This window comes from Acidovorax sp. KNOB132, assembly GCF_057541515.1.
Genome location: NZ_BAAJYT010000418.1, coordinates 1 through 2,160, shown reverse-complemented (window position 1 = coordinate 2,160; position 2,160 = coordinate 1). Strand labels below are relative to the sequence as shown.

Here is a 2,160-nt window from a genome sequence, read left to right as displayed (position 1 = left end):
GCCCTAGAAAATCATGCGGTGACAGCTATAAAAATAATAGCAGTTGACTTCAGGTCACCGGCAGGAGCGCGGGCGCGGCCGTGCGCGGCATGCCGGTGAAGGCGAAGTCCACTTCCGGCGCCAGCCCGCTCACGATGCGGGCGATGGAGCGGCCCGAGCCGCAGGCGTGCGTCCAGCCCAGCGTGCCGTGCCCTGTGTTGAGGAACAGGTTGCCGATCTTCGTCTTGCCGATCAGCGGCACGTTGCTGGGCGTGGCGGGGCGCAGCCCGGTCCAGAACTGGGCCTGGCGCGTGTCGCCCGCGCCGGGAAAGAGTTCTTCCACGCGGCGCACGATGGCTTCGCAGCGCACGGGGTTCAAGTCGCGCTGGTAGCCGTTGAGTTCCGCCGTGCCGGCGATGCGCAGGCGGTCGCCGCGCTCGCTGGTGTAGCGCGAGAAGACGAGCTTGAATTCATCGTCCGTCAGGCTCACCTCGTAGGCCGCCGAGGCATCGCGCACGGGCATCGTGACCGAATAGCCCTTGGCCGGGTAGATGGGTAGGCGCAGGCCCAGTGGCTCGGCCAGCAGCGGGCTGAACGAGCCCATGGCCAGCACGTAGGCATCGCCCCGCACGCGTTCGAAGCGGCCTTCCGCGTTGGTGATCTCGGCATGGTCGATGGCGCCGCCTGCCGTGCGCAGCGCCGTGATGTGGCAGCCGGTACGGAACTGCACGCCCGCCGCCTGCGCCAGCCGGGCCAGCTCGCGCGTGAAGGTGTTGGCGTCGCCCGATTCGTCCTCGGCCGTGTAGGTGGCGCCGGCCAGTTGCGGGCGGATGTGGGCGAGCGCGGGCTCCAGCCGCACGGCCTCGTCGGCGCTGACCACGCGGCGCTCGCAGCCCAGGGCGCGCATCTGCTCGGCGGGAGCGAGCGCGGCATCGAACTCCCGGGCGCTCGTGTAGAAGTGCAGGATGCCCTGCGTGCGCTGGTCGTACTGGATACCCGTATCGCGGCGCAGCTGCTGCAGCGTGTCGCGGCTGTAGGTGCCCAGGCGCACGATCTGCTCGATGTTGTGCCGCGTGCGGGCCGGCGTGCATTCGCGCAGGAACTGCAGGCCCCACAGCCACTGGCGCATGTCGGCGCGCAGGCGAAAGAGCAGGGGGGCGTCTTCGCGGCCCAGCCATTTCAGCACCTTGAGCGGCGCGCCGGGGTTGGCCCAGGGCTCGGCATGGCTCACCGAGATCTGCCCGCCGTTGGCGAAGCTGGTTTCCGCACCGGGCATGCCCTGGCGGTCGATGACGGTCACTTCGTGGCCGAGTTGCTGCAGGAAATAGGCGGAGGTGGTGCCGAGCAGGCCGGCACCGAGAACGATCACGCGCATGATTCACAAGCCTTTTGGAAGGTTTGCGCAAGCAGATCGCCGGCGTGGTGCTATTGACTCGATAGCGTGCAGCCGACGGCGATCTGCCGTGCTGCCGCTCCCCCTGTCCTTGGTACCTGAGAGATTCACCCTGCGCCAACACGGCGAGGGGCTTGCTCCTTCGGTGCGCCATGGCATGCATGGCGGCTCTCCAGACGGCTTTGATGGTGGTGCAGTACGGGACCTGAGCGTGTATGGGAGTTTGCGCCTTCGGTGGAGCGGCCCGGGGGCCGTTCGCTCTCCTGCGGGGTGCATCGTAGCAGCGAAGCCGCGCGGCGCAAACCCCGTGCGAGGCGAAGGGGGCGGGCCGTGCGGTCAGTCGATGCGGATCCGGGCGTCCTTCACCACCTGGGCCCACTTGGCGCGGTCGGTGTGGACGGTCTGGCGGAACTGCGCGGGCGTCTCGATGCGCACGGCGTTGCCCTGCGATTCGAAGCGCTCGCGCACCTCGGGCTGCTCCAGCACCTGGCGCAGGGCGGTGTTGAGTTTCTGCACCACGGCGGCGTCCGTTCCCTTGGGCGCGAAGAGGCCGAACCAGATCGAGCTGTCGAAGCCCTGCGTGCCCGGCAGGCCGCTGGAGGCGATGGTGGGCACCTCCTTGACGGCGGCCACGGGCTTGGCGGTGGTCACGCCCAGCAGGCGCACCTTGCCGGCCTTGTAGTGCGGCAACACGGTCTGCACCTGGTTCATGATGCAGCAGGTCTCGCCGCGCACCACCGACGTGATGGCTTCGGGGCCGCCCTTGTAGGGCACGTGCACCATGTCCA

2 protein-coding genes and 1 riboswitch are annotated in these 2,160 nt (G+C 68.8%); both genes read right to left on the bottom strand.

Going from position 1 to position 2,160, the window contains the following annotated elements:
- Positions 1-49: 49 nt before the first annotated feature.
- Positions 50-1,354, bottom strand: coding sequence for a D-amino acid dehydrogenase (locus AC27IO_RS23255; protein WP_498741032.1), 1,305 nt, complete (start codon positions 1,352-1,354; stop codon positions 50-52).
- Positions 1,355-1,447: 93 nt separating this feature from the next.
- Positions 1,448-1,558, bottom strand: a riboswitch (glycine riboswitch).
- 150 nt (positions 1,559-1,708) lie between these two features.
- Positions 1,709-2,160, bottom strand: a 452-nt coding sequence (locus tag AC27IO_RS23250; RefSeq protein ID WP_498741030.1) for a Bug family tripartite tricarboxylate transporter substrate binding protein, incomplete at its 5' end; no start/stop codon positions are given.